Consider the following 26601-nt stretch of genomic DNA (forward strand, 5'->3'; position numbering starts at 1 on the left):
TGGGAGTTCTGAATGGCAGTGTTCAAACGCAGCAAAACGTCTGCGACAGGTTTCGATTGGGCCGGGTTCCTCTGGCTGTTTGTGTTCTTCTGGTACTTTTCGGGCATCACCCAACTGCTGATCCAGTTGACCGGGACTTCCGGGTTCACCGGGTTTCGCCAGGCCTTTGTGATGAGCGCAATCTGGCTGGCGCCGATGCTGCTGTTTCCCAAACGTACCCGCCTGTTGGCCGCGCTGATCGGCGTCGTGCTGTGGGCCTGCTCGATGGCCAGCCTGGGCTACTTCTTCATCTATCAGCAGGAGTTTTCCCAGAGCGTCATCTTCATCATGTTCGAGTCGAACATCTCTGAAGCCGGCGAGTACATGACCCAGTACTTTGCCTGGTGGATGGTGTTCGCGTTCCTCGCCCACACCGCGTTCGCCTACTTCCTCTGGACCCGCTTGCGCCCGGTGTACATGCCCCGTGGCCGCGCACTGGTCGCCGCGACCGCGATTCTGGTGGCCGTGGTCGGTTATCCGCTGATCAAGCAAACCGCGCGCACCGGCAGTTTTGCCGGCGGTTTCGAGAAGTTCGAAACCCGCATCGAGCCGGCCGTGCCGTGGCAGATGGCCGTGGCCTATCACCGTTACCTCGACACCCTGGCCGGCATGCAAGACATGCTCGACAATGCCAGCAAGATCGAGCCGCTGAAAAACCTCAAGAACACCATGGCCGACCAGCCATCGACCCTGGTGCTGGTGATCGGTGAGTCCACCAACCGCCAGCGCATGAGCCTGTACGGTTACAACCGGGAAACCACCCCGGAACTGGACAAGCTCAAGGATCAACTGGCGATTTTCAATAACGTCATCACCCCGCGCCCCTACACCATCGAAGCGCTGCAACAGGTGCTGACCTTCGCCGACGAAGAGAATCCGGACCTGTACCTGTCGACACCGTCGCTGGTCAGCATGATGAAGCAGGCGGGCTACAAGACCTTCTGGATCACCAACCAGCAGACCATGACCAAGCGCAACACCATGCTCACCACGTTCTCCGAACAGGCCGACGAGCAGGTGTACCTGAACAACAACCGCAACCAGAACGCCGCCCAGTACGATGGCGACGTGATCGAGCCGTTCAACAAGGCCCTGGGTGACCCGGCGGCGCACAAGTTGATCGTCGTGCATCTGCTCGGTACGCACATGAGCTACCAGTACCGTTACCCGCCGACCTTCGACAAGTTCAAGGATCGCGCCGGGGTTCCGGCCGGTGTACGCGACGCCGAAGTGCCGACCTACAACAGCTATGACAACGCGGTGCTGTACAACGACTTCGTGGTGTCGAGCCTGATCAAGGACTACGCCAAGGTCGATCCGAACGGCTTCCTGCTGTACCTCTCCGACCACGGTGAAGACGTGTTCGACTCCCCGGGCCACAGCACCCTGGGGCGTAACGAGAACAAGCCGACCGCGCCGATGTACACCATTCCGTTCATGGCCTGGGCCTCGCCAAAATGGCGTGAAACCCACGACTGGAACTTTGCCGCCGACCTGAGCCGCCCTTACAGCAGCTCGCACTTGATCCACACCTGGGCTGACATGGCCGGGTTGAGTTTCGATGAACTGGACCGCAGCAAAAGCCTGGTCAGCGACAGCTTCAAGCCACGACCGCTGATGATCGGCAACCCATATGAACGCCAGGAACGTCCGCTGATCGATTTCAGTTTGATGAAGCCGAAAACTGCGGCGGTTCCAGAGCCGGCAGTGGTCAAGCAGTAACCCCGCAATTCTCCCTGTAGGAGCGAAGCTTGCCCGCGAGGCGTCGTGTCAATCAGCATTTATGTCGGCTGACACACCGCTTTCGCAAGCAAGCTTCGCTCCCACAGCCTGCCTTCAGATGACAATTATTCTCGTCTATCGCTAAATATCCCCGCTCCCCTTCGTCTTTGAGCAAACGGAATTTTTCCCTCGAAGACAAGGAGTCGGCCGCGATGTTCGCGCCTATTACCCGTTCCATGACCTTGACCCTCGGGCTGTGCAGTGCAGCCCTGAGCCCTGATCTGCTGGCCGAAACCGAGCCCGACAAGGACCCGGCTACCAGCGCCCTGGAGCTCACCGCCACCAACGTCACCGCCGAAGGCCTGGGCAGCACCACCGAAAACACCCAGTCCTACACCACCGGTGCCATGAGCACCGCCACGCGGTTGAACCTGTCGATCAAGGAAACCCCGCAATCAGTGTCCGTGGTCACTCGCCAGCAAATGGACGACTTCAAACTCGGCACGCTGTCCGAAGCGATGAGCCAGACGACCGGCGTGGTGGTCCAGCACAATGACTCGGACCGGGTCAGCTATTCATCCCGTGGCTACACGATCAACAACTTCCAGATTGACGGGATGCTCAATACCTTCGGGCGGATGAAGTCTGACTCCGACACCATCATCTACGACCGCATCGAAGTGGTTCGCGGCGCCACCGGGTTGACCACCGGCGCCGGCGACCCGTCGGCCACCATCAACATGGTGCGCAAGCGTCCGACCGCACAATGGCAAGCCCAGACCGGCGTCAGTGGCGGCAGCTATGACGATTACTACAGTTACGTGGACGTCGGCGGTCCGTTGGCGTTCGACGGACGTTTGCGCGGGCGCAGCGTGCTGGCCTACCGCGACAGTCAGTCGTTCCGCGACCACTACCAGATGCAGCGGGAAGTCGGCTACGGCGTGCTCGAAGCCGATCTCACCGACGACACCGTGCTGGCGGTGGGTTACGACTATCAGGACAAACAGGTCCAGGGCACGTCCTGGGGCACCGTGCCGTACTGGAATGCTGCCGGTGGCAAGGCCAACCTCGGGCGTTCGACCAACATGGCGACTTCCTGGAGCTCATGGCCATTGAGGGACAAAACAGCTTTCGCCAACCTCGACCAGCAACTGGGCGGCGGCTGGCACCTCAAGGCGGCCTACACCCACCGTGAGAGCGATACCGACGGCAAGGTCTACTACGGCGGTGGCGGGTTCCCGAATGACGACCGCAGCGGCATGAGCGCCTACCGTGGCCACATGGTCGGCACGCAGAAAATGAAAACCTATGACTTCAACGTCGCTGGCCCTTACGCGTTGTTCGGGCGCGAGCACGAGCTGATGTTCGGCTACGGCGAAGCCGAACGCAGTGCCGAGTCGCCGTACGCCGTGGAAGGCGCCACACCCGCAGGCTACGACAACATTGCCGACTGGAAATACATGGGCGGTATCGCCAAGTTCCCCGACACCGTCACCGGCCTCAACGGCTCATCGGACAACACCCGGCAGAAGGCCGGCTACCTGGCCACCCGCCTCAACCTGACCGACCGCTTTCACGCGGTGCTCGGCAGTCGGTACGGTAGCTGGAAAGCCTCGGAAAACACCAAGACCTACGATAACAGCCTGCAATTGACCGGCGTCGAGACCACGTCGCAGCAACACAGTGATATCTGGACGCCATACGCCGGGCTGCTCTACGACCTCACACCCGAGTACACCGTGTACGTCAGCTACACCGACATCTTCAAACCCCAGGACAACCGCGATGCCAATCGCAAATACCTGGACCCGGTGGTCGGCAGCAACTATGAACTGGGCCTCAAGGGCAGCTTGCTGGATGAACGCCTGAACGTCGCCACGGCGCTGTTCTGGAGCAAGCAGGACAACGTCGCCGAAGTGGACGATTCGGTGCCACCAAACCCGGTGACGGGCAAGGAATTCTACAAGTCCGGGGGCAAGGGGCAGAAGGTCCAGGGCTTCGAAGTCGAAGTATCCGGCGAAGTCATGACCGACTGGAACATGACCGCCGGCTACACCTACACCCACGCGGCCAACGGCGAAAAGCAGCGGGCCAACACCACTCAACCGCTGAACATGTTGCGCCTGTCCACGGCCTATCGCCTGCCCGGCGACTGGCATGCGCTGACCGTGGGCGGCGCGGTGAATTGGCAGAGCGATATCTGGGGCAACTCCAATCGCCCGGTCGGACGCAATGCCGAGGGTGGCCTGGTCACCGAACCCACGAAGATCCGCCAGGAGGCCTACAGCGTGGTCAAGTTGATGTCGCGTTACGAGTTCGACAAGCACCTGTCGGCCTCGCTGAACGTCGATAACCTGTTCGACAAAAAGTATTACGACAACGTCGGCTTTTATAACGGTGTGTTCTGGGGCGACCCGCGCACCGTGACGCTCAGCCTGGACTGGAAACTCTGAGCCACCGCCACAATCTACCGTGGGAGCGCCTTGGCTCCCACGTTTCGGTCGGGGTTAACCTCGATTTAATGAGGCCTGCCAATACTGCGCCCACGCCCTTGAATCACGGATGAAAGGCACCCCGTCATTCTTAGTGGGAGATACATCATGAAACGAGTCAGCTTGATCCTCGCCGGTCTGCTCATCGTCGGTTCCACCAGCGCGTTTGCCGAAGGCGGCGCGGAACGGATGAAGCATCACTGGGACAACTTCCCGGTTCCCTCCGCACAAAGCCAGACCGATCATCGTCCAAGTGGCGAACTGCGGGTTCCGGATGATCAAACCGCACAAGTGACCGAATCCTACAGAACTTAACCGATGGACCTTTGGCGACCCCTGTTCCATCGCCAGAGCTGACACTTCGGGCGTCCTGATGGACGCCCTTTTTTATGCCCGGGATTTACAGCGACTTGATCCAGAACAACATGCGGCCATGGGCCGGGTCGAACATGCCGGCGGCAAAGCCGAACTTGGCGTAGGACGCCTGGGCCACGGCGTTGCCTTCCAGGACTTCGAGGGTGATTTTGCAGCAACCGCGTTGGCGGGCGATTTCTTCGACCTTTTGCAGCATCTTCTGGCTCAGCCCCAAACCGCGAAACTTTGCCACCACCGCCACGTCGTGCACGTTGACCAACGGTCGGCAGGCAAAGGTTGAAAACCCTTCAAAGCAATTGACCAGCCCCGCCGGTTCACCGCCGACGAACGCGAGCACGCTGAACGCATAAGGACGCTTGGCCAGTTCCGCCGGCAGTTGCTGCAGGACATCGGCTGAAAGCGGCTCGCCACCGCCCATCGGGTCTTCGGCGTAGTGGTTCAACACCAGGCAAATGGCTTCGGCATGCACCGGGTTGGTGTAGCTGGCCTGAAGGACAAGTATTTCTGCGGATTCCATTTCCACCCTCGATCGCATACATCAAATTGGCCAAGGACATTAGCGTGACGGTGGCGTGCCGACAACCGGATCTTAGTGACCCCAAATCAATTCTTCGGTCCAACCCAACTCGGCAAAATCCTCGGCCCGTAGTCCCGACTCCCCGGCACTGAAAAACTCATCCAATTGCGGCGGCTTCACCGACGTGCCACTGAGCATCCCATGCACCTGCCCCCGATGATGAATCTGGTGTTCGAACAGATGCGAGAGCATGCGCAGACGACTGTCGTGTTGCGGCGTGTCCCGGGCGATGGTCACGAGTCGCCCGAGGTCGGCGTCGCGCAATTGCTCGCAATAGGCGATCAGCCGACGATCCACCTGAACCTGCTCACGCTTGAGGTCGGCGCCCACGGTAAACGGTTGCTCGTCGTTGAAAAACACGTAGCAATCGGGATGCGGCACATCACCGCGCAGCTCGCGCTCCAAGGCGTCCACATAAAACCAGTCGCAGGTCAGGATATGGTTGAGGGTGGCGCAGATACTGGGGAAGAAACTGACCCGCGCCGCCGTCAATTCCGCCGCGCTCAACTGACCCCAGGCCTTGGCCAGTCGGTGGTTGGCCCAGGCATTCTGGTAGGCCATGGTCAGCAAATGGTGAGACAGGGGTTGAGTCATCGTCGCGCCTCCTGTGTTCAAGCTTCGGCAAACCGTTGCAACTGCATTTCCTGCAAGCGACTGAGGGTGCGGCGGAACGGGAATTCCAGGTAACCCTCGGTGTACAAGGCCTCCATCGGCACCTGGGCTTCGAGGTACAACGGCACCTTGCGGTCGTAGCATTCGTCCACCAACGCGATGAAGCGCCGTACGCCATCGTCGTGCACCGACAACTGCGGCAGCTCACGGTCGCCGGCCACCACCCGCTCCACGCCATCTTCGGTGCCCCTGGCGATCCGCCCTTCACGCTTCTGCGCGCTGAGGTTGGGCACTTCACTCATCAGAATAGCGCTGAAGGTGTCGCACAGGGCCATGAAGTCCATGGCGGCAAACGGTTGCTCACAGAGGTCGGCGTAACGACACCACAGCACCGAGGCGCTGGCCTGCACGACGTGGACGCTGCGATAGCCGACCTGGATCGGATCGCTGGACACCGACTGCCCGGCCGTCAGGGCCTTGAACGCTTCGGCCAACCCGCTGGGCTCATCCAGCGCCCCCACCCAATAGCGCTGCAACGCTGCGCCGGGATGCAGGCGATGATCTTCGCCGCCATCCACCGCAATCACCTGCATGTGCTGCTTGATCGCTTCGATGGCCGGGGTAAAACGGTCGCGGTTGAAGCCATCGGCATACAACTGGTCCGGCGGCTGGTTGGAGGTACTCACCACCACCACGCCTTCTTCGAACATGACTTGGAACAAGCGGCCGAGAATGATCGCGTCGCCGATGTCGTTGACGAACAACTCATCGAAACACAGCACCCGGACCTCCTTGGCCAACTCGCGAGCCAGGGCTTTGAGTGGGTCGGCGGTGCCGGTCAACTGGAACGAGCGCTGATGTACCCAGCCCATGAAATGGTGGAAGTGCTGACGCCGGGCCGGCACCCGCAGGCTTTCGTAGAACTGGTCCATCAACCAGGTCTTGCCCCGACCGACCGGGCCCCACAGGTAAACGCCGGTGATTGGCTTGCGTCCTTCGTGCAGGGATTCGTGACACTTTTGCAGGGCCCAGACGGCATGTTCCTGGGCTTCGTCCTGGATGAAGCCTTTGTGTTCAATGGCGTACTGCCAGGCGCTTAACGGGGAATCGAAAGTCATAGAGGCCGCAGTTCCGGGCTGAAGCTGCGCAGTATGCCAGCAAAAAGCCCCTGTATAGACAGGGGCTTTGCGTCACAACGAAATGTCCAACCGGGCAATCTTGCCCTGCTCGTTCAAGCGAAACGTGTAGCGCAATTCCAGCGGGCTGCCGGGAAATGTCCCGGAAATCAGGTTGTGAACCAGCACCTTGCCGGTGCGCAGTTGAACATCGAGTACCTCGACCCGTGGCTGGTAGCGTTGCGCGGTGTCTTGCATCCATTGGGCGATGGCCTGGGGGCCGACCTGATGCTCGCCTTCATCGAAGACATTGGCATCCTCGGCGAAGAAACTGGCGACCCGCGAGGTGTCACGGGCATTGGCGGCGGCGATGTAAGCGGCGATGGCCGGGGCCAGTGAAGCGGCTGGACTAGACATGTTGAAGGCTCCTTGTTGTTTGATTCTGGAGCCATGCTAAAACACTGCTGTGTCAGTTCTTGTCAGGAGTGAAGCGCCCGGCTTCATCCAGTTGCATCTGCTTGCGCCAGGTGCGCAACAGGTCGCTGCGCCGGCCGGGATAACGCTCGCCCTGCTCGCTCGCGGTTGAAATCCGGTCGGTGCGAAAGGTCCGATAGGCGCTGCGTAACTCGCACCAGGCGACGATGATCCGCACTTCGTTGAGAAAGCCCAGCGCCAAGGGCCAGATCAAGCGCTGGGTCGGCACCTGATTGGCATCGGCGTAATCGATGTGCAGCTTGGCTTGATTGCGAATGGCCTGGCGAAACACATTCAACGGCACCGCGTTTTGCGCAAAGCCGTAACCTGACGGGCCAGGCAATACCGTCGGGTTGTGTAACGCCTCCAATGCCTCAGGCGCCAATACCGCAGCAATCTTCGCCAGCGCATCCGCCGCCGCCTTGCTCAACACCTCATCGCCACGCTGATCGACATAACGCAAACCCAGCACGATGGCTTCGGTTTCGTCGGCGTTGAGCATCAATGGCGGCAGAAACAGGCCGCTGCGTAACACGTAACCAATCCCCGCCTCGCCATAGATCGGCGCGCCGAGGGCCGTGAGCTCGGCGATGTCGCGGTACAGCGTGCGTTCGGAGATCTCCAGTTCGCTGGCCAGGGTCGCGGCGGTCACCGGTCGGCTTTTCCCGCGCAACACTTGGAGCAAGGTCAGTAAACGAGTGGTTCGCGACACGATCGGCACGCTCTGTCCAGGAAAGTGGCGGAAGCTTAGCAAAGGCTGCTGTCAGAAACTGGCAGGAGTGGTTGCCCCTTTCATCGCCTCTGAAAAAAGCGTCTTGACGCTGGATATTACTCGCATCATATTAAATACATGTTGCTAGTCATTTATATTCAACCCCGATGTTTTCTTCAGGAGTCCTCCCATGCATTACAAAGTCTTTGGCCGTAAAACCGGCTTGCGGGTTTCGGAACTGGCGCTGGGCGCCGGCAACTTCGGCACCGGTTGGGGCCACGGCGCCGAGCGCGATGAAGCCAAGCGGATTTTCGACGGCTACCTGGAAGCCGGCGGCAACTTCATCGACACCGCCAATGGCTATCAGGGCGGCGAATCGGAAGGCATGCTCAGCGAGTTCATTGCTGCCGAGCGCGATCGTTTGGTGATCGCCACCAAATTCACCATGGGCACTGAGCGCACGGCCAATATTTCTTTCACCGGTAACAACCGCAAGAACATGGTCCGCGCCGCCGAAGAAAGCCTCAAACGCCTGAAAACCGATCACATCGACCTGTTCTGGGCGCACATCAGCGACGGCGTGACGCCGATGGAAGAAATCCTTCGTGGCTTCGACGACCTGGTGCGCGCCGGCAAGATTCACTACGCCGGCCTGTCGAACTTCCCGGCCTGGCGCATCGCTCGCGCTGACGTACTGGCTGAAGTACGTGGTTTCTCGCCGATTGCCGCGATCCAGACCGAATACAGCCTGGCCGAACGCACCGCTGAACGAGAATTACTGCCGATGGCCGAAGCCCTGGGTCTGGCGGCAACCTTATGGTCCCCGCTGGGCGGCGGCTTCCTCACCGGCAAGTACCGCACCAACGATGAAAACAACCGCGCGGCCAAACTCGGCATGTTGATCCACAGCGAGAAAAGCGCCCGGGAAACCGCCCTGCTCGACACCTTGCTGGCGGTAGCCGCCGAAATGGAGTCGAGCCCGACCCATGTGGCGATTGCCTGGTTGCGCGAGAAAGCCAAGCGTTCGACCACCGCGCTGATTCCGATTCTGGGTTCGCGCACCCGTGAACAGTTGGACGCTACGTTGGGCGCATTGAACGTGCAGTTGAGTGACGAGCAGTTGGCGCGGCTGGATGGCAGCAGCGATGTGGAACCGGGCGTGCCACACGCCATGATCGCCGGGTCGGTGGCGCGGTATACCGGGGTTGAGACCCTGGATTTGCCGAAGATTCCGGTGGCCTGATAAAGCTTCGCGGGCAATCCTCGCTCCTACGGGTTACGCGCCAATTTCAACACTGCGCAAAACCTGTAGGAGCGAGCGGTGCGACGATTCGACTTGCCCGCGAAGGCGTCCTCATGACCGCCACACATCTATCTCAACGATCAACCTTATGCTTCGCCGCATACAAACACAGCATTTCCATGGCCAACGTCGCCGCCGCCAGTGAAGTAATGTCCGCGCTGTCATAGGCCGGGGCCACTTCCACCACGTCCATGCCCACCAGATTGATCCCGCGCAAGCCACCAAGAATCTCCAGCGCCTGCACCGTGCTCAATCCGCCGCACACTGGCGTTCCGGTGCCCGGAGCGAACGCCGGGTCCAGGCAGTCGATATCAAACGTCAGGTACACCGGGTTGTCACCGACCCGCGCCCGAATCGCCTCGACAATCGCCTCGCCACCCTGGCGATGCACCTGCCGTGCGTCCAGCACCTGAAAACCCATGTGATCATCATTGGTGGTGCGCAAGCCGATCTGCACCGAACGCGACGGGTCCACCAACCCTTCCTTGGCCGCGTGCCAAAACATCGTGCCGTGATCGACCCGCTTGCCCTCTTCGTCCGGCCAGGTGTCGCTGTGGGCGTCGAAGTGGATCAGCGACAAGGTGCCGTGCTTGCGGGCATGGGCCTTGAGCAGCGGATACGTGATGAAGTGGTCGCCACCGAACGTGAGCATCGCGCTGCCGGCGTTCAGAATGTGTTCGGCGTGGGCTTCGATGCTTTCCGGGATCGAGTGCGGCGTGCCGTAATCAAAGTCGCAATCGCCGTAGTCAATCACCGCCAAATGATCGAACGGATCGAAGGTCCACGGCCAATGACGTTCCCAGGCGATCCCGGTGGACGCGGCACGAATGCCCCGCGGTCCGAAACGTGCGCCTGGGCGGTTGCTGGTAGCGGTGTCGAACGGCACACCGCTGACTGCGACATCCACACCGCGCAAGTCACGGCTGTAACGTCGGCGCATGAAACTGGTGATACCGGCGTAGGTGCTTTCGGCGGCAGTCCCGTAGAGGCTGTCGCGGGTCATGGCCTGGTCGTTTTGCACAGGGACATCCATGGTGAGTTCCTTATTATTGGCGGCTACGGAAAGTGGTCCACAGGCGGGTGCGCTGACGCATGTCCTTGAGGCTCATGCTGCGGTCGGCGTACAAGCGGTCGCGAACGTCGGCCAATGGGTAGATATCCGGGTCTGTACGCACTGCTTCATCTACCAGCGGCGTGGCGGCGGTATTGGCGGTGGCAAAAAACAGGGTGTTGGTCAGTGCGGCGACGGATTCGGGGCGCAGCATGAATTCGATGAACTGACGCGCGGCTTCGGGGTGTGGCGCGTCTTTGGGAATCGCCAAGTTGTCCTGCCACACCAGCGTGCCTTCCTTCGGAATGCGGTACGCCACTTCGTAAGGTTTGTTGGCCTTGCGCGCCTGATCGGCGGCCATGCTCGCGTCACCGTTATAGGTCAGCGCCAGGCACACGCTGCCGTTGGCCAAATCACTGATCTGCCGGCCGGTGGCGACGTACAACACATTCGGCTGGAGCTGATGCAACAACGCCTCGGCGGCTGACAGATCTTTCTGGTCGGTGCTGTAGGGATCTTTACCGAGGTAATGCAGCGCCAGGCCGATCACTTCTTGCGGCGAATCAATGATCGAAATCCCGCAGTCTTTCAATTTGCTGGCGTATTCGGGCTTGAACAGCAAGTCGAGGCTGTTCAGCGGCACGTCTGGCAGGCGCTGTTTCACTGCTTCGACATTCATCCCCAGACCCAAAGTGCCCCAGGTGTAAGGCACGCCGTAGCGGTTGCCGGGATCGACGGCGGAGAGTTTTTCCAGCAAGTCCGGGTCGAGGTTGGCGTAGCCCTTAAGGCCTTCGTGAGGAATCGCCTTCAACGCGCCCGCCGCCAAACCACGGGCCAGAACGCTGGAGGACGGCACCACCACGTCATAGCCACTGCCGCCGGTAAGCAATTTGGTTTCCAGCACTTCGGGGGCATCGAACGTGTCGTAGCGCACGTGAATACCGGTTTCCTGTTCGAAGCGCTGCAGGGTTTCGGGCGCCACGTAATCGGCCCAACTGTAGAGGTTGACGACCTTGTCCTCAGCCTGGGCAGACACGGCCATGGCGAGTAACAGCGCGGGGAAACACAGCTTGAAGAGAGGAGCCATGACACACACCTGACCAGTTGGAGTGGTTGCAGCGTGCGCCGTCGGATACATTGGAAAAATATCAAGTTTGTTAACCTGACTTTATCCAGGAGTAATGTGTGATGCTCGGCCAACTGCATGATCTGGACCTGCAACTGCTGCGCCTGTTTGTCAGCGTGGTCGAGTGCGGTGGCTTCAGCGCCGCCCAGGGTGAACTGGGTTTGAGCCAGTCGAGCATCAGCCAGCAAATGGCCAGGCTGGAAACCCGCCTCGGTTATCGGCTATGCAGTCGTGGCAAGGGTGGATTCCGGGTGACGCCCAAGGGTGAGCAACTGCTGATCGCCATTCGCGGACTGTTCGAGTCGATCGAAGCGTTCCGTCATCAATCCAACGGCGTGGCCGGACGGTTGATTGGCGAGGTGCGCCTGGGTTTGTCCGAAGCCCTCGATCAATCGGTGCTGCAACGGGTGGCGGAGGCGATCCGGCGCTTTCGCGAACGGGACGAATCGGTGCGCATCGAGTTGATCAGCGCCATGCCGGGGGAAATGGAGCGGCTGATGCTGCAGCAACGACTGGACCTCGCGATCGGTTATTTCTCACAGGTGCAAAGTGCGTTTGACTACCGAGAGCTGTTCAGCGAAACCCAGCATTTGTACTGCGCGCCGGGGCATCCGCTGTTCACCAATGACGCGCCGGATGATCTGGCGTTACAGGCGTGTGACCGGGTGGATCACCCTTATCGGTTTCTGCGCAGTGATGAGCCGTTTCAGGGGAAATTGTGTTCGGCGCGTTCGGAGCAGGTCGAGGGCACCCTGGCCTTTATTCTGTCCGGGAAACATGTGGGTTATCTGCCGAGTCACTTTGCCCGTAGCTGGGAGGACAAAGGGTTGCTGCGGGCGGTGCGGGTCGAGGAAATGAGTTTCGACGTGGGATTCCACCTGGCGCGGCATCGGGCGCAGGTGCCGGGGGATGCGCAGAAGGCGTTTGAGGAGGATTTGCTGGCGGCATTCACCTGACCTGATCGTTGATGATCGTTCCCACGCTCTGCGTGGGAATGCAGCCCTGGACGCTCCGCGTCCCAAAGCGGACGCAGAGCGTCCATTGAGGCATTCCCACGCAGAGCGTGGGAACGATCATCAGGCACACCAAAATCTGATTTTTCTGGCATCCTGCGCCTCCTTTTTCTGACCTGGCCCCTGGCGCTTTCCTCGTGACCTCATCTGAACACGCAAAATCCCAGCCCCGCTCCGACCTCATCTACGGCCTCAACGACCGCCCGCACCTGACCGCCACGGTCTTTGCCGCCCTGCAGCACGTACTCGCGAGTTTCGTCGGCATTATCACGCCAACCCTGATCATGGGCGGTGCGCTGGGCCTGCAAAGCGAAATCCCCTACCTGATCAGCATGGCGTTGTTCGTCTCCGGGCTCGGCACCTTCGTCCAGGCGCGGCGTTTCGGCCCGGTGGGTTCCGGTTTGCTGTGCCTGCAAGGCACCAGTTTTTCCTTTATCAGCGTGATTCTCAGCGCCGGGTTCATGGTCAAGGCCCGGGGCGGCGGCACCGATGAGATTCTGTCGACGATCTTCGGCGTGTGCTTTTTCGCCGCGTTTATCGAAGTCGTGTTGAGCCAATTCATCGGCAAACTGCGGATGTTGATCACTCCGGTGGTCACCGGGACCATCATCACGTTGATGGGGCTGTCGCTGATCAAGGTTGCCATGACCGACATCGCCGGCGGCTTCGGCGTGGCGGACCTCGGTGCCAGTCATCATCTGGCCCTGGCAGCACTGGTACTCGGAACCATCGTGGTGTTGAACCGGGTCGATGTGCCGTTCCTGCGCCTCGGCGCGATTGTGATTGGCCTGACCCTCGGCTATGTCGTCGCCTGGCTGATGGGCGATGTCGATTTCGCCAGCCTGCCGGCGGTGCCGCTGGTGAGCGTGCCGGTGCCGTTCAAGTACGGTTTCAACTTCGATTGGGTCGCGTTTGTGCCGGTGGCGGTGATTTTCCTGGTGTCGCCGCTGGAAGCTGCGGGCGACCTGACGGCCAACTCGATGATCTCCCGGCAGCCGGTCAAGGGCCCGATCTACATTCGCCGGATCAAGTCCGGCCTGCTTGCCGATGGCCTCAACTCGGCCATGGCCGCGGTGTTCAACAGCATGCCGATGGTGACTTTCGCGCAGAACAACGGCGTGATCCAGCTCACCGGCGTGGCCAGCCGTTACGTGGCGTTCTTCATTGCCGGTTTGCTGGTGCTGCTGGGGCTGTTCCCGATGATCGGCGCGGTGCTGCAACTGATGCCGAAACCGGTGCTCGGCGGCGCGGAGTTGGTGATGTTCGGCACCGTGGCCGTGGCCGGGATCAAGATCCTCGCCGAAGCCGGCCTGCATCGGCGCAACATGCTGATCGTGTCGATTTCCCTCGGCATGGGCCTGGGCATCGCGGCGGTGCCGGAAGTGTTGCGCGAGTTGCCGCTGGCCCTGCACAACATTTTCGAATCGCCGATTACCGTGGGGGCACTGTGCGCGATCATCCTCAATGTGTTCCTGCCCGAGGAATTCATGGCGCTGGAAGAGGATGATTTCGACCCGGAAGCGTCGATCCTGCAAGTCATGGAAAACCCGCAAGCCACGGAATCCGCCAGCAGCCTGAACCGCTGAAGCGCGCGTGCTACATTCGTGGCGACTCCGCTTGGCACAAGGTTGATCGCACGTTGAACAAGAAGACCGGTATCCGGGCCGCCCAGGCCCAGCAGACCCGCACACGGATTCTCGAAGCGGCGGTGAAAGTGTTCACCCGCGACGGCTATTCCGGGGGGCGGGTCGAGAGCATTTCCCGGGAAGCCGAGTCCAACGACCGCATGCTCTATTACTACTTCGGCAGCAAGGAGCAGCTGTTCATCTGCGTGCTGGAACACACCTACGAGCAATTCAACAAGGCCGAAAGCCGCCTTAAACTCGACCTGAGCCAGCCGCTGGTGGCGTTGCAGGATCTGGTGGCGTTCGTCTGGCATTACTACGTCAAACACCCGGAATTCGTCGCGATCCTGAGCAATGAAAACCTCCATGGCGGCAAGCATGCGCAGCAGTCCAGCGAGTTGCGACGGCTCTCCGGGGAAGCGGTTGGCGTGTTGAAACCGATCATTGAGGCGGGTCAGGCACAAGGGTTGTTTCGTGAGGTGCTGGACATCAAGCATGTGTATTTGATGATTGCATCGCTTTGCTACTTCTATAACTCCAACCGGCATACCCTGAGTTCGTTTTTGGGAGAGGATTTGGCGGACAAGGGGCAGCAGCAGGATTGGTTGGGGTTTATTCAGGATTTGGTGGTGCGGGGGGTGATGAGGTTGCCGGGGCAGGATTTGCGGTGAATGGGCCGGCCTCTTCGCGGGCAAGCCTCGCTCCTACAGGGACGAGGTTTGCTCACGATGCTTTTAATGGCTGCCCGGATTCGCCCGCAAATGCGCCACCTTCGACTCCAACCCTTCCCACCCCGGCGCATTCCCCGCAAATCGATTGCGCAAATACGCCGCCAATTCCGCCACCTGCGTGTTCGACAGGCTGTCCTTGAACGCCGGCATGTAACCCAAGTCCTTGGTCGCCGGGGTATCGATGCCTTGCAAAATGACCTTGATCAAATTGTCCGGCAGATCGCTGTGCACATTGGTATTGGTGGCCAGCGACGGACTTACGCCAAACAGCTTCGGCCCCAAACCATCGGCGTGACAGGCCTTGCACGAACCTTCGAATACACGCTGGCCATTGCTGAGGGAAACGGTGACCACCGGACGCGTGGCTTTCTCTACGACTTGGGCTTCAGCCTGCGCGCCATTAAGTGACGCCAGATACACCGCCATCGCCCGAATATCATCCTTGGGCAACTTCGCCAATTCCGTGACCACCGGCCCCATCGGCCCGGTCGCTACGCCATGTTCAGCGGAATAACCGCTGCTCAAGTAACCGAACAACTGATCCTCGGTCCACGGCGTCGGCGCCTTGGACAAACCGTTCAGCGCCGGCGCTTCCCAACCATCAACCATGCCGCCCGCGAGGAATGAAGCACCGCCCTTCTCCGCCCCCATCAAATTGCGCGGCGAATGGCACGCCGCGCAGTGCCCTAAACCGTTGACCAGATAATTGCCGCGATTCCACTGCTCGCTGCGTTGCGGTTGCACGCTGATTTCCCCCTTGCGCAGGAACAACGCATTCCACCCCGCCATCAACGGCCGCAGGTTGAACGGGAAACGCATGTCGTTGGCCTTCGCCGGCTGGCTGACCGGTGTTTGCGACATCAGGTACGCGTACAGCGCCTGCATGTCCGCGTCGTTGATGTTGCGAAATGCGGTGTAGGGAAATGCCGGGTACAGATTGCGTCCGTCGCGGCCGATGCCATCGCGCATCGCCCGTTCGAACGCCGGATACGACCAACTGCCGATCCCGGTTTTCACATCGGGTGTGATGTTGCTGCTGTACAGCGTGCCGAATGGCGTTTCCATTGCCAGACCTCCGGCATTGGTCGCGCTGCCGGGAGCGGTGTGGCATACCGCGCAATCGCCGACTGCCGCCAGCAAGCGTCCGCGCTCAAGGGTAGCGGCTGACCAGGTGCCGGCGCTCGGCGGGGCAATCGGTGCGATTTCAGCGTGGAATGGCCACGCGGTCGCGGCCATGCCGAGCACCGCGCCGAACGCGGCAAACAGTGAACCGAACAGCCATTTCGAACGTTTGGTCGGGGATTTCGGCGGCTCATCACAAGTGCCGGCATTCAGCGCGGCCAAGACCCGTTCCGGGGTGATCGGCAGTTCGCGAAAACGGATGCCGGTGGCGTCATAAATCGCGTTGGCAATCGCCGCCGCACTCGGCACCGACGCCGATTCGCCTGCACCCATCGGCGGCTGGTCCTGACGCGGCATCATCAGCACGTCGATTTGCGGCACTTCGGGAAAGGTCAGGATCGGATAGCCGCCCCACTCCTTGCTCGCCACCGTCGATTCCTCGAACGTCACCCGCTCCTTGAGCACGCGGCTGGTGGACTGGATGACGTTGCCGTGGATCTGATGCTGCACGCCGGCCGGGTTGATCATCATCCCCGAGTCATGGCCGATCACCACCCGGGTGACCGAGACATCGCCGGTCTGGCGATCAATCGCCACATCCGCCACCCATGCCGCCCACGCCGCGCCGAAACCCGGGAACTTGCTGTGGATGTAGCGCGCGTAGGCAAAACCGCGACCGCGCAGTAACTGGTCTTCATTGGGCGTTTGCATCGGCGCGGTGCGTGGGGTCCAGGCCGCACGTTCGGCGGTGGATTTCACCAGGTCGATGGCACGCTCGTCGTGCAGATAACGCAGCCGATATTCCACCGGATCGACGCCCGCCGCGAATGCCAGTTCATCAATGTACGACTCGTGGGCGAAGGTGTTGGGCAACGCCGAGACCCCGCGCATCCACGAGGCGCGGACAATCGGCGCCATGTCGTTGATGGTCACGCGCATGTTTTCAAAGTCGTAGGGCGGGATCGAGGTGCGGTCGCCCATCTCGAACATCGCCGCCACCGGCTCGACCCGGCCGGTCAACAGCAAGGCCAACGTCGGCGCGCCGTTGGACGGGTAGCTGGTCTGGAAGTCATAGGCGGCGACGCTGCCATCGGCGTTCAGGCCGCCATCGACGTCCATCAGTTGCGCGGTGCCTTTGGGCTCCCACAGATGTTCCTGCTCGCGGGTCAATTGCACGCGCACCGGTTTGCCCACGGCGCGGGATAACAGCAAGGCATCGGCACACACGTCGTCGGCACAGTTGCGCCCATAACAACCGGAGGCTTCCATGCGAATGATCTCGATGGATTCCTCTTCACACTCCAGCAGCCACGCGAGATCGGCGCGCAGCAAATGCGGATTCTGGCTTCCGGACCACACACGACTGCCGGACGGTTGATAATCCGCTACCCCGCAGGACGGGCCGATGGAACCGTGCATCTGATACGGCCACAGATAAGTGCGCGGCATGCGCTGACTGGCGTTGGCCAAGGCTTCGTCGACGTTGCCTTGATCGAGGACTACCCGTTGCACGCGGGGGTTGTCGCGGATCGCCTGCTCGACATCGCTCAGGTCCGGCAAGCCTTGATTCCAGGTTTTCCAGGTGACTTTTAATGATTGGGCAGCCTTGATCGCCTGCTCTTCGCGCAACGCCACGATGCCGACGAAATCGCGGATCACCACCACCGCGACGATCCCGGCGATATGGGCGATGGAGGATTCGTCGACTTTCAGCAGGCTGTTGCCGACGAAGTCACCACAATCGAGCCCGGCATAGGGCGGGCGAATCACCCGGCCGTGGAGCATGTCTGGCACGCGCATGTCGTGGACGTAGGTCAACTCGCCAGTGGCCTTGCCGGGGATATCGACCCGGGCGGAGCCCTTGCCTACTAGGCGATACTCTTCGGCCGGTTTCAAAGGCGCAGTGCCGGAGATGCGCAATTCAACGTGTTCGCCGTGGACCAGTTCGGCGTAAGTCGCGGTGCGGCCGTCCTCGGCGCGAATGACCCCGGCTTCAATGTTCAGACTCCCGGCGTCGAGTGACCAACGTTCCGCCGCTGTTTCCAGCAGATATCGCCGCGCCTCGGCCGCCGCATTGCGTAACGGAATCGCCGAAATCTGCAACGTCGCACTGGCAATCGTCGCGCCCTGATTCGGCGCACGCTCGGTGTCGCCGAGCACCATGCACACCTGTTCCATTTGTAAATCGAGTTCTTCAGCGACGATCTGCGCCAGCGAGGTGCGAATGCCGGTGCCGAGATCGACATGGCCATTGAACGCATACACGCGCCCGTCATCGCTGATGGCAATGAACAACCCCAGCTCCTTGGGCTTGATCAGCGGTGTACCGCCCTTCGCCACCGGGCCGGACGGCGGCAGGATGTCGTCGACGATCAGCAGCACGCCGGTCTTGGCCAGCAGTTGGTCGCGGGTCGGGATGGAGGGCGGGATGGCGTCAGTCATGGTCATTGATCCACCTTCAAGGCATTTGGCGGGCGGCACGCAGCACCGCGCGGAGGATTTCGATGTGGGTGCCGCAACGGCAGAGGTTGGCCGAGAGTTCGTTGCGGATCTGGCTTTCGCTGGGGTGCGGGATGCGGTCGAGCAAGGCCTTGGTGGTCATGATCATGCCGTTGAGGCAGTAGCCGCATTGCGCCGCTTGCTCATCGATAAAGGCTTGTTGCACCGGGTGCGGCTCGGCGCGGGTGCCGAGGCCTTCGAGGGTGACGATCTGCCGATCCACGGCGCCGGCCAGCGGAAACACGCAGGAACGCGCGGCTACGCCGTCGATGATCACCGTGCACGCCCCGCACTCGCCCAGGCCGCAGCCGTACTTGGGGCCGTTGAGGTGCAGGTCATTGCGCAAAATCAGCAATAACGGCGTGTCCGCCATGGCGGTGACAGTGGTCGTGAGGCCGTTGACCTCAAGCGCTACGGTGATTTCCTGACTCGTCATTCGCTTCGCCTGCTTCGTTTGATGAAGTATCCGCTACACCAAAAGGTCGAAAAAAAAGTCGCGGGCCGGATTGGGTTGTGGCGACGCGACACACTCGACTGGTGAAGTGGCTACTACATGAAACAGGAGCAAAAACGATGCCAGCGACCAATACACAGTCTGCAAGGTTGCATCCGGCATGTAGCAGCTGCCGACGCACGAGGCGCGTTCGATGCGTGTAGCAGCTGCCGAGGCACGAGGCTGCGTTCGGCTGCGTGTAGCAGCTGCCGAGGCACGAGGCTGCGTTCGGCTGCGAAGCAGTCGTCAAACCTGAGTACGCGTTCTTCCTGATGCACCGCGTTGGCTGATTTCACGACTGCTTCGCAGCCGAACGCAGCCTCGTGCCTCGGCAGCTGCTACAGAGCACGTGTTTTGCCAGTGGCTGTGTCAGTCCTGCGGGTCGTCGATCATTTTGCGCAGCAGGAACAGCACCGCGACCCGCTCTGCCGGGTTGAGATTGCTCAGGGTCAGCTCGGTAATTTTCCCCGCGCACGGCACGGTTTGCTGCACCAGACGGTCGCCGGCTTCGGACAGGCCGACGATGACTTTGCGCCGATCTTGCGGGTCCGGTTCGAGGGTAATCAGTTCCCGAGCCTTGAGCCGCTCGACGATGCCGCGAATGGTTGCCTGGTCCACGGCGGTGGCCTTGACCAGTTCGGTCAGGGAGCTGGGACCGTGATCGCGCACGGCGCACAGGGTCACGAATTGCACGGCCGTGAGCTGCGAATCGCCGACATTCTGCTGAAAAATCGCCATGTGCCGCTGATAGGCCTTGCGCAGCAAATGCCCGACTTGTTCGGAGAAAACGTAGGAAGCATCAGGAGTTTCAGGCACGGCAGACTCGAAAGGCGATGAGTGGTGGGGAGGCATGATGGACAGGTTGAGGGGCGGACTCAAGAGCGGTTTGGGGCAAACATCTGAACCGCTTCCCGTAGGAGCAAGGCTTGCCCGCGATGGCGCCCGTGAGATTGCCATCGCGGGCAAGCCTTGCTCCTACAGGGTTCAGCGTTTCAGCAAGTCCACACAAGTCAATTTCAGCGAACCCGGGAGGCTTCCGGCGCCACCACATCCCCACCAATCACCACTGCCTGATCATCCAGATACACATCGCAATTGCGCAGCGGAATGTCCAAATGGCACGGCGTTTTACGCTTGCCGCCGACTTCGGTGTTCGGCCCGGTGGAGAACAGGAAGTTGCCATAAAACGCCCGGGCATCCATGCACATGCCGTCGTTCTTGTCGTGCAAGCCCATGGCCGTCCACTGCGCCTTTGGCTGCAAACCCCAACCAATGTGGGAGATGCCGTACACCTCGGGATCGTTGAAATACTTCATGTAGTCGCGCAGGTATTCAGCCTCGAAACCGCCGTGGATCGAGGTGATGAAGCCCTTCTCGATCTCCAGGGTGATCTTCTCCCGGGCGTAGGTCTTGAACGGCAGCACGATGTCGCCGATGTCCAGCACCAGCACGCCTTCGGCGGTTTCTTCGTTGGGCCAGGAGAACAGGAAACCACTGGGCCAATGGTCCCAACGCCCCGGTTCATCGGCGAAACCGTACTCGGTGACGGCCGGATATTGCCCCAGCGCCGCGTGGAAATCGCTGCCGGCGCGGGAGGTGACGCGTATCGAGCGCGCCTGTTTCAGCAGCTTCTCCGCCGCCATCACCCGCACCTTGTCCGCCTCGGTCGGCAGCATCCGCGCCAGCACTTCCGGGGGTTCGACGGCCAACAGAATGCGCGTGCCGGTCTTGAGGATCTGCTCCTGTTCCGGCGAATGCAGCAGCATCATCGTGTCGACAATCAGGTCCGCCGCTTCCAGCGCCCGTTGCGCCGCGATGTTGCCAGTGAGCGCAGTGTCGCCGCAGTAGGCGGTCATGTCGTTGCCCATGGCCGTCGGGTGGTTGAACGACGGCAATTCCACCGCGTAGACCTTGGCGCCCAGGCGCTGCGCGGCGTCCATCGCCGCACGCACGGTGCGCGGGTCGGAATAGTGGCTCTTGAGCACGGCGACGCTCTGGGTCGTGTCGACCTTCGACAGCTTCAACACGTGCTCGAACATCTGGGTCAGTTCGCAATCGCTTACCGGCATTTTCCAATCTCCTCAATCGTCTGCTGCGCACCAAGTCGAGGCGCCCTGCCTCACTCTAGTGCAATTTTATAGCGTATACGCCAGTTGTTAACGATAAGACCTGAATTGAGAGCGGACTGCAAGCGCCAGACCACAACGTTACCAACCCACACAAACCCAACAAACAAAGGTTACATTTGGTGACCAAGGCGAAAAACCGCCAAAATTTAATTTTTACCAACGGCTCTTTCTTTTTAAAAAATACAGCGTATACACTTTAAAAACCTTGCGGCGACACCGCCAGCGACCATTCGAAGAAGAGGAACAAGCCCCATGGCCAATACGCAAAAAATCGCCATCGTCGGTGCAGGTCTTGGCGGTGCAGCCGCCGCGACGTTGCTGCAACAAGCCGGGTTCCAGGTGGACATCTACGAACAGGCCCCGGAGTTCTCCCGCCTCGGCGCCGGGATCCACATGGGCCCGAACATCATGAAAATCTTCCGGCGCATGGGCATTGAGCAGCAGCTCGACCTGATGGGCTCACACCCGGATCACTGGTTCAGCCGCGATGGCTTGAGCGGCGACTACCTGTCGCGCATCCCGCTGGGGGACTTCGCCCGCAAGGAATACGGCGCGTCCTACATCACCGTGCACCGCGGCGACCTCCACGCGTTGCAGATGTCGACGATCAAACCGGGCACGGTGCACTTCAACAAACGCCTGGAAACCCTCGAAGAAACCGACACCCAGGTGCGCCTGACCTTCAGCGACGGCGAAGTCACCTACGCCGACATCGTCATCGGTGCCGACGGGATCAATTCGAAGATTCGTGAAGAGTTGCTGGGCGCGGAAAAACCGCTGTACAGCGGCTGGGTCGCACACCGCGCGTTGATCCGTGGCGATCAATTGGCCAAGTACGATTTGCAGTTCGAGGACTGCATCAAGTGGTGGACCGAGGACCGGCACATGATGGTCTACTACACCACCGGCAAGCGCGACGAGTACTACTACGTCACCGGCGTGCCGCACCCGGAATGGGACTTCCAGGGCGCGTTTGTCGATAGCAGCCGCGAAGAAATGTTTGAAGCCTTCCAGGGTTATCACCCAACGGTGCAGGCGCTGATCGAGTCCACCGAAAGCGTGACCAAATGGCCGCTGCGCAACCGCAATCCGTTGCCGCTGTGGAGCCGTGGGCGCCTGGTGTTGCTCGGCGACGCCTGCCACCCGATGAAACCGCACATGGCCCAGGGCGCCGGCATGGCCATCGAAGATGCCGCAATGCTGACCCGCTGCTTGCAGGAAACCGGCCTCGGCGACTACCGGACCGCGTTCGAACTCTATGAAGCCAACCGCAAGGAACGCGCCTCTCGCGTGCAATCGGTGTCCAACGCCAACACCTGGCTGCGCACTCAGGAAGATCCGGCCTGGGTCTACGGTTATGACTTGTACGCCCAACAGCTGAAATCGGGGGTGGCCGCGTGAGCACTTTCGTCTATGGCGGCAACGTCCAGGCCAATGGCATTCGCCAGCATTACTTGCGCTATGGCGGTAAAGGCCCGGCGCTGGTGTTGATCCCCGGCATCACCAGTCCGGCGATCACCTGGGGCTTTGTCGCGGAACGTCTCGGCGAGCATTTCGATACTTACGTGTTGGACGTGCGCGGGCGTGGCCTCTCCTCCACCGGGCCCGATCTGGATTACAGCGCTGATGCCTGCGCCGACGACATCGGAGCTTTCGCCCAAGCCATGCAGCTCGATAACTATCACTTGGTCGGCCACTCCATGGGCGCGCGGTTTGCCGTGCGCAGCGCCGTGAAGCATCCGGCCGGGGTCACTCGTCTGGTGCTGATCGACCCGCCCGTCTCCGGCCCAGGTCGCCGCGAGTACCCGAGCAAACTGCCGTGGTACGTCGATTCGATCCGCCAGTCGTTGATCGGAATGGATGCCGAGGCGATGCGCGCCTTCTGCGCCACCTGGACCGAGGAACAACTGCAACTGCGCGCCGAATGGCTGCACACCTGCTACGAGCCGGCCATCGTCCGTGCCTTCAACGATTTTCATGACGTGGACTTCCATCAGGACCTGCCGAAACTCCAGCAACCCGCATTGCTGATGATCGCCGGCCGTGGCGGTGTGATTGCGCCCGAGGACGAAGCGGAAATCCTCGACCTGCAACCGAACATTCGCAGCGTCCACGTCGCCAACGCCGGGCACATGATCCCGTGGGATGACCTCGAAGGCTTCTTCGCCGCGTTCGGTGATTTCCTCGGCCCGCGTCTCAACTAATCGAATCGGGAGATTTTTATGCTCAAGCCCTACCGCATCGGCCAGATTGTGCCGAGCTCCAACACCACCATGGAAACCGAGATCCCGGCGATGCTCAACGCACGCCAGTTGATCCGCCCGGAGCGTTTCACCTTTCACTCCAGCCGCATGCGCATGAAGCAGGTGCGCAAGGAAGAACTGGCGGCAATGGACGGCGAATCCGACCGTTGCGCCGTGGAACTGTCCGACGCCAAGGTCGATGTGCTGGGCTATGCCTGCCTGGTCGCGATCATGGCCATGGGGCTCGGTTATCATCGGAAATCCGAGCAACGGCTGCGCAAGGCCACCGCCGATAACGATGCCAACGCCCCGGTGATTACCAGTGCCGGCGCTTTGATCGAAGGCTTGAAAGTCATGGGTGCGAAACGCATCGCCATCGTCGCGCCGTACATGAAGCCGCTGACCGAACTGGTGGTGAATTACATTCGCGAAGAAGGCTTTGAAGTGGTGGACTGGCGTGCGCTGGAGATCCCCGACAACCTCGCCGTCGCCCGTCACGACCCGGCGAACCTGCCCGGCATCGTGGCTGGCATGAATCTGGAAGGGGTTGATGTGATTGTGCTGTCGGCCTGTGTGCAGATGCAGTCGCTGCCGGTGGTGGCGCACGTCGAAGCGCAAACCGGCAAACCGGTGCTGACCGCAGCCATTGCCACCACCTACGCCATGCTCAAGGCCCTGGACCTGGAACCCATTGTTCCCGGCGCCGGCGCCCTGCTCTCCGGCGCTTATTAAGAGGTACGCGACATGAGCGAACAAACCGCCAATGACAACTACCAGGGCGTGTGGGGCCAGCGCATCGGTTTCGGGCAGAAGTCTGCGCTGCTGATGATCGATTTCATGCGCGGCTACACCACCGAAGGCGCGCCGCTGTTCGCCCCCGGTGTGGTCAGTGCCGTGGCTGAAAGCGTCGAGTTGCTGAGCAGTGCTCGTCGTCAGGGCATACCGGTGGTGCACACCAATATCCGCTACCATCCCGGCCATTTCGCCGATGGCGGGATCTGGGTGAAGAAGGCGCCGGTGATGAAGGACATGGTCGAGGGCAATCCCCTGGCGGCGTTTTGCGAAGAGGTGCTGCCAACGGACGATGAAGTGGTGATCAGCAAACAGTACGCCAGCGCCTTTTTCGGCAGCAGCCTGGCCTCGATGCTGCACGCCCAAGGCATCGACACCGTGGTGCTGGCGGGTTGCTCCACCAGCGGCTGCATTCGGGCGACGGCGGTGGACGCGGTGCAACACGGTTTCCGCACCATCGTCGTGCGCGAGTGTGTCGGCGATCGGCATCCGGCGCCCCACGAAGCCAACCTGTTCGACATCGACAGCAAGTACGGCGATGTCGTCAGCAAGCGGGAGGCCATCGCCCACTTCGAAAAAATGTAATGCGTGCCACAAGAACCCGCGCCAGTTAGAGCGCTGGTCTTGTCGGGTTTGAAAGGGACAACGGCCACACAGTCAAGACCTCCAGTCGAACACTGTCCTGTGGCGAGCGAGCTTGCTCGCGCTGGGTTGCGAAGCAGCCCCAAAATGGTCGTCGCACCGACTGATTTTGCGAGTGCTGCGCACTCGAGCGGGAGCAAGCTCCCTCGCCACAAAAACAGTGCATGACGGAAGATTGTCTGGCTGGTATCGGGCCTGCCAAACCCAAACGAAAAAAACTGAGCCCAACTCGCCCACGAGCGAGCGCCCAGTCTTCTGACACTGCCTTTGGACGCCGCTTTCAGCGCGCCAGAGCGCTGGAAAAAGCGGCTGTATAAAAACCATAAGTCACCGCCAGGAGACATCCGATGCCCATTGCGAACGCAGCACCCGCGACCACGGTCGCCGACCCGATTCAAGCGCTGTACCACAAGATCACCTGGAAGCTGATTCCGTTCCTGTGCTTCTGCTACCTGGCCGCGTACCTCGACCGGATCAACATCGGCTTCGCCAAACTGCAGATGCTCGATCAACTGCACTTCAGCGAAACCGCGTTCGGCCTCGGCGCCGGGCTGTTTTTTGTCGGCTACATCCTGTTTGAAGTGCCGAGCAACCTGGTGCTGGAAAAGGTCGGCGCGAAGATCTGGATCGCCCGGATCATGATCACCTGGGGCCTGCTCTCGGCCTGCACCATGCTCGTGACCTCCACCACCCAGTTTTATGTCCTGCGTTTCCTGCTCGGCGCCGCTGAAGCGGGTTTTCTGCCGGGCGTCCTGTATTACCTGACCACCTGGTTTCCGACCTATCGCCGTGGCCGCATCATTGCGTTGTTCATGATCGGCTTGCCGCTGTCCAGCGTGATTGGCGGGCCGCTGTCCGGTTGGGTGATGAGCCATTTCGACACCCTCGGCGGTTTGCACGGCTGGCAATGGCTGTTCCTGATCGAAGCGGTGCCCAGCGTGTTGCTCGGCGTGCTGACGTTCTGGGCGCTGCCTAACAACTACCAACAAGCCAAGTGGCTCAACGATGAAGAGAAAGTCCTGCTGGAACAGGAGCTGCGCGCCGATGAGGCCGGTGCCAGCGACAGCAAACACAGCTTTCGCGACGGTTTCTTCAACCTGAAAGTATGGATGCTCGGCGGCATCGATTTCTCGATCCTGCTCAGCGCCTACGCCATGGGGTTCTGGATGCCGACCTTTATCCGCAACGCCGGGATCGTCGACACCTTCCACATCGGCATTCTCACCGCATTGCCGAGCGTCGCCGCGTTGCTGGGCATGCTGCTGATCGGCGCCAGCTCGGACAAACACCGCGAACGGCGCTGGCACATCATTGTGCCGTTCCTGGTCGGTGCGGCGGCCATGGCCAGTGCGCCGTTCTTCGTGCACAACGTGGTGGCGACCGTGGCGCTGTTCGCCATTGCCTCGGCGGCGATCATCGGTGCGGTGCCGGTGTTCTTCAGCCTGCCGGCGACGTTTCTCAAGGGCACGGCGGCGGCCACCGGGTTTGCCCTGGCCTGCTCGGTGGCGAACATTGCCGGGTTGGTGAGCAATTCGCTGATGGGCGTGGCCATCGATGTCACGGGCAGCAGCGCGGGGGCACTATGGTTCTTTGCCGGGTGTTTGATCCTCAGCAGTTTCCTGGTGATCGCGTTGCCGGCCAAACTGGTTAACCGCTAACCCCCCGAGCTTGCTCGCGATGGCGATCTCAAGGACGTCATCGCGGGCAAGCCTTG

Annotated in this window: 23 protein-coding genes; 12 read left to right on the forward strand and 11 right to left on the reverse strand. The window is 60.9% G+C overall.

From position 1 onward, the window contains the following. The first annotated feature begins 12 nt into the window (after positions 1–12). From HKK52_RS05240 to HKK52_RS05250, 3 genes are all read left to right on the forward strand, one after another. Positions 13–1761: a phosphoethanolamine transferase CptA gene (locus HKK52_RS05240; protein ID WP_169369860.1), complete on the forward strand. Its 1749-nt coding sequence runs from the start codon at positions 13–15 to the stop codon at positions 1759–1761. 212 nt (positions 1762–1973) lie between these two features. Further along, positions 1974–4214, forward strand: a complete 2241-nt coding sequence (locus HKK52_RS05245) for a TonB-dependent siderophore receptor (protein ID WP_169369861.1) — start codon at positions 1974–1976, stop codon at positions 4212–4214. A gap of 147 nt (positions 4215–4361) precedes the next feature. Continuing rightward, on the forward strand, positions 4362–4568 hold the full coding sequence (locus tag HKK52_RS05250) for a hypothetical protein (protein WP_169369862.1): 207 nt from the start codon (positions 4362–4364) through the stop codon (positions 4566–4568). Positions 4569–4653: 85 nt separating this feature from the next. On the opposite strand, the gene HKK52_RS05255 is transcribed toward HKK52_RS05250, so the two are convergent. The 5 genes from HKK52_RS05255 to HKK52_RS05275 all read right to left on the reverse strand — a co-directional run bounded on the left by HKK52_RS05255 (position 4654) and on the right by HKK52_RS05275 (position 8118). Beyond that, the gene (locus HKK52_RS05255) at positions 4654–5145 is read right to left on the reverse strand and encodes a GNAT family N-acetyltransferase (RefSeq protein WP_169369863.1); all 492 of its coding nucleotides are present in this window, start codon (positions 5143–5145) and stop codon (positions 4654–4656) included. A 72-nt stretch (positions 5146–5217) separates the two neighbouring features. Beyond that, positions 5218–5799, reverse strand: a complete 582-nt coding sequence (locus tag HKK52_RS05260; RefSeq protein ID WP_169369864.1) for a DinB family protein — start codon at positions 5797–5799, stop codon at positions 5218–5220. 17 nt (positions 5800–5816) lie between these two features. Further along, a complete protein-coding gene (gene zapE / locus HKK52_RS05265; RefSeq protein ID WP_169369865.1) occupies positions 5817–6935 on the reverse strand; it encodes a cell division protein ZapE in 1119 nt (372 codons plus the stop codon). 72 nt (positions 6936–7007) lie between these two features. After that, positions 7008–7349, reverse strand: a complete 342-nt coding sequence (locus HKK52_RS05270; RefSeq protein ID WP_149661587.1) for a nuclear transport factor 2 family protein — start codon at positions 7347–7349, stop codon at positions 7008–7010. A gap of 52 nt (positions 7350–7401) precedes the next feature. Then, a complete protein-coding gene (locus tag HKK52_RS05275) occupies positions 7402–8118 on the reverse strand; it encodes a helix-turn-helix transcriptional regulator (RefSeq protein ID WP_169369866.1) in 717 nt (238 codons plus the stop codon). A 190-nt stretch (positions 8119–8308) separates the two neighbouring features. Between HKK52_RS05275 and HKK52_RS05280 the strand changes: the two genes are divergently transcribed. Next, positions 8309–9361, forward strand: a complete 1053-nt coding sequence (locus HKK52_RS05280; RefSeq protein ID WP_169369867.1) for an aldo/keto reductase — start codon at positions 8309–8311, stop codon at positions 9359–9361. A gap of 133 nt (positions 9362–9494) precedes the next feature. Here HKK52_RS05280 and speB read toward each other — a convergent pair whose 3' ends face one another. Both speB and HKK52_RS05290 read right to left on the reverse strand, forming a co-directional pair. Continuing rightward, positions 9495–10454: an agmatinase gene (gene speB, locus HKK52_RS05285; protein ID WP_169369868.1), complete on the reverse strand. Its 960-nt coding sequence runs from the start codon at positions 10452–10454 to the stop codon at positions 9495–9497. A gap of 13 nt (positions 10455–10467) precedes the next feature. After that, a complete protein-coding gene (locus HKK52_RS05290; RefSeq protein WP_169369869.1) occupies positions 10468–11559 on the reverse strand; it encodes a polyamine ABC transporter substrate-binding protein in 1092 nt (363 codons plus the stop codon). A 101-nt stretch (positions 11560–11660) separates the two neighbouring features. Between HKK52_RS05290 and HKK52_RS05295 the strand changes: the two genes are divergently transcribed. From HKK52_RS05295 to HKK52_RS05305, 3 genes are all read left to right on the forward strand, one after another. Further along, positions 11661–12554 (forward strand): LysR family transcriptional regulator, encoded by an 894-nt coding sequence (locus tag HKK52_RS05295; RefSeq protein WP_169369870.1) that lies wholly within the window; start codon positions 11661–11663, stop codon positions 12552–12554. 194 nt (positions 12555–12748) lie between these two features. Continuing rightward, positions 12749–14197 carry a nucleobase:cation symporter-2 family protein gene (locus HKK52_RS05300; RefSeq protein ID WP_169369871.1) on the forward strand — a complete coding sequence of 483 codons (1449 nt, stop codon included), beginning with the start codon at positions 12749–12751 and terminating at the stop codon, positions 14195–14197. A gap of 53 nt (positions 14198–14250) precedes the next feature. After that, positions 14251–14907 (forward strand): TetR/AcrR family transcriptional regulator, encoded by a 657-nt coding sequence (locus HKK52_RS05305; protein WP_169369872.1) that lies wholly within the window; start codon positions 14251–14253, stop codon positions 14905–14907. 63 nt (positions 14908–14970) lie between these two features. Here the strand turns inward: HKK52_RS05305 and HKK52_RS05310 are convergent, their stop codons facing one another. The 4 genes from HKK52_RS05310 to HKK52_RS05325 all read right to left on the reverse strand — a co-directional run bounded on the left by HKK52_RS05310 (position 14971) and on the right by HKK52_RS05325 (position 21150). Continuing rightward, positions 14971–18531 (reverse strand): molybdopterin cofactor-binding domain-containing protein, encoded by a 3561-nt coding sequence (locus HKK52_RS05310; RefSeq protein ID WP_178117442.1) that lies wholly within the window; start codon positions 18529–18531, stop codon positions 14971–14973. A gap of 16 nt (positions 18532–18547) precedes the next feature. Further along, a complete protein-coding gene (locus tag HKK52_RS05315) occupies positions 18548–19024 on the reverse strand; it encodes a (2Fe-2S)-binding protein (RefSeq protein ID WP_169369874.1) in 477 nt (158 codons plus the stop codon). Between the two features lie 426 nt (positions 19025–19450). Then, positions 19451–19933, reverse strand: a complete 483-nt coding sequence (locus HKK52_RS05320; RefSeq protein WP_123410416.1) for a MarR family winged helix-turn-helix transcriptional regulator — start codon at positions 19931–19933, stop codon at positions 19451–19453. Positions 19934–20097: 164 nt separating this feature from the next. Continuing rightward, positions 20098–21150, reverse strand: coding sequence for a 2,5-dihydroxypyridine 5,6-dioxygenase (locus HKK52_RS05325; RefSeq protein WP_169369875.1), 1053 nt, complete (start codon positions 21148–21150; stop codon positions 20098–20100). 312 nt (positions 21151–21462) lie between these two features. Here HKK52_RS05325 and HKK52_RS05330 point away from each other — a divergent pair, with 312 nt between their 5' ends. From HKK52_RS05330 to HKK52_RS05350, 5 genes are all read left to right on the forward strand, one after another. Continuing rightward, entirely contained in the window at positions 21463–22611 is a 1149-nt protein-coding gene (locus tag HKK52_RS05330) for an FAD-dependent monooxygenase (protein WP_169369876.1), read from the forward strand. Next, positions 22608–23414 (forward strand): alpha/beta fold hydrolase, encoded by an 807-nt coding sequence (locus HKK52_RS05335; RefSeq protein WP_169369877.1) that lies wholly within the window; start codon positions 22608–22610, stop codon positions 23412–23414. Before HKK52_RS05330 ends, HKK52_RS05335 begins: the two co-directional genes overlap by 4 nt. Positions 23415–23432: 18 nt before the next feature. After that, the gene (locus HKK52_RS05340) at positions 23433–24185 is read left to right on the forward strand and encodes a maleate cis-trans isomerase family protein (protein ID WP_169369878.1); all 753 of its coding nucleotides are present in this window, start codon (positions 23433–23435) and stop codon (positions 24183–24185) included. A gap of 12 nt (positions 24186–24197) precedes the next feature. Continuing rightward, positions 24198–24830: an N-carbamoylsarcosine amidohydrolase gene (locus tag HKK52_RS05345; RefSeq protein WP_169369879.1), complete on the forward strand. Its 633-nt coding sequence runs from the start codon at positions 24198–24200 to the stop codon at positions 24828–24830. A gap of 404 nt (positions 24831–25234) precedes the next feature. Then, positions 25235–26545, forward strand: coding sequence for an MFS transporter (locus HKK52_RS05350; protein WP_169369880.1), 1311 nt, complete (start codon positions 25235–25237; stop codon positions 26543–26545). Positions 26546–26601: the final 56 nt, after the last annotated feature.

The organism is Pseudomonas sp. ADAK2 (assembly GCF_012935755.1).
GTDB lineage: Bacteria > Pseudomonadota > Gammaproteobacteria > Pseudomonadales > Pseudomonadaceae > Aquipseudomonas.

Coding starts and splice junctions, on each gene's coding strand:
- HKK52_RS05240 (WP_169369860.1), top strand. CDS start 13: ATGGCAGTGTTCAAACGCAGCAAAACGTCTGCGACAGGTTTCGATTGG.
- HKK52_RS05245 (WP_169369861.1), top strand. CDS start 1,974: ATGTTCGCGCCTATTACCCGTTCCATGACCTTGACCCTCGGGCTGTGC.
- HKK52_RS05250 (WP_169369862.1), top strand. CDS start 4,362: ATGAAACGAGTCAGCTTGATCCTCGCCGGTCTGCTCATCGTCGGTTCC.
- HKK52_RS05255 (WP_169369863.1), bottom strand. CDS start 5,145: ATGGAATCCGCAGAAATACTTGTCCTTCAGGCCAGCTACACCAACCCG.
- HKK52_RS05260 (WP_169369864.1), bottom strand. CDS start 5,799: ATGACTCAACCCCTGTCTCACCATTTGCTGACCATGGCCTACCAGAAT.
- zapE (WP_169369865.1), bottom strand. CDS start 6,935: ATGACTTTCGATTCCCCGTTAAGCGCCTGGCAGTACGCCATTGAACAC.
- HKK52_RS05270 (WP_149661587.1), bottom strand. CDS start 7,349: ATGTCTAGTCCAGCCGCTTCACTGGCCCCGGCCATCGCCGCTTACATC.
- HKK52_RS05280 (WP_169369867.1), top strand. CDS start 8,309: ATGCATTACAAAGTCTTTGGCCGTAAAACCGGCTTGCGGGTTTCGGAA.
- speB (WP_169369868.1), bottom strand. CDS start 10,454: ATGGATGTCCCTGTGCAAAACGACCAGGCCATGACCCGCGACAGCCTC.
- HKK52_RS05290 (WP_169369869.1), bottom strand. CDS start 11,559: ATGGCTCCTCTCTTCAAGCTGTGTTTCCCCGCGCTGTTACTCGCCATG.
- HKK52_RS05295 (WP_169369870.1), top strand. CDS start 11,661: ATGCTCGGCCAACTGCATGATCTGGACCTGCAACTGCTGCGCCTGTTT.
- HKK52_RS05310 (WP_178117442.1), bottom strand. CDS start 18,531: ATGACTGACGCCATCCCGCCCTCCATCCCGACCCGCGACCAACTGCTG.
- HKK52_RS05315 (WP_169369874.1), bottom strand. CDS start 19,024: ATGACGAGTCAGGAAATCACCGTAGCGCTTGAGGTCAACGGCCTCACG.
- HKK52_RS05320 (WP_123410416.1), bottom strand. CDS start 19,933: ATGCCTCCCCACCACTCATCGCCTTTCGAGTCTGCCGTGCCTGAAACT.
- HKK52_RS05325 (WP_169369875.1), bottom strand. CDS start 21,150: ATGCCGGTAAGCGATTGCGAACTGACCCAGATGTTCGAGCACGTGTTG.
- HKK52_RS05330 (WP_169369876.1), top strand. CDS start 21,463: ATGGCCAATACGCAAAAAATCGCCATCGTCGGTGCAGGTCTTGGCGGT.
- HKK52_RS05340 (WP_169369878.1), top strand. CDS start 23,433: ATGCTCAAGCCCTACCGCATCGGCCAGATTGTGCCGAGCTCCAACACC.
- HKK52_RS05345 (WP_169369879.1), top strand. CDS start 24,198: ATGAGCGAACAAACCGCCAATGACAACTACCAGGGCGTGTGGGGCCAG.
- HKK52_RS05350 (WP_169369880.1), top strand. CDS start 25,235: ATGCCCATTGCGAACGCAGCACCCGCGACCACGGTCGCCGACCCGATT.